The organism is Xenorhabdus entomophaga (assembly GCF_037996725.1).
GTDB classification, from domain to species: Bacteria; Pseudomonadota; Gammaproteobacteria; order Enterobacterales; family Enterobacteriaceae; genus Xenorhabdus; species Xenorhabdus khoisanae.
In genome coordinates, this window is sequence record NZ_JBBMXH010000359.1 from 1 (window position 1) to 423 (window position 423).

1 protein-coding gene is annotated in these 423 nt (G+C 54.6%); it reads right to left on the reverse strand.

What is annotated here, in order from left to right; all coding sequences use genetic code 11:
- Positions 1-3: 3 nt before the first annotated feature.
- A partial coding sequence (locus AAC854_RS23190; protein ID WP_340619141.1) for a hypothetical protein occupies positions 4-423 on the reverse strand: 420 nt, incomplete at its 5' end.

Here is a 423-nt window from a genome sequence, read left to right on the forward strand (position 1 = left end):
GCGTTAAACGCTGACTGTCGTTCCGTGCCGAAGAATATCCTGCACTTCACGACATTGTTGATAACGGGGTGAAACCACATGCAACGACAATAACGCGGCTTCATGCCTCAGAACACGGGCTTCCGGGGCATTCTGCCAGCCCTGCTCAAGCACGGCTGACTGACACAGCTGCTGCTGTTGCTTTTCCAGTGACAGGCGTTCTGATGCCAGCGTCACTGGCTGTGCCCAGACAATCTCGTCATAGAATCGGCCACCGAGCACTTTTTCATCCTGAGCGTCATAAATCATGACGGTCAGCGGGAAAAAAACGCTTTTCGTTTGATGAGATAACGTTTCCGGCACCGGCCAGTCGCCCAGCAGGTGAATAACCTTCAGCCGCTGCACCGCTTCGGTTACCGTAGCCGTTTCGCACACGGTCAGGGT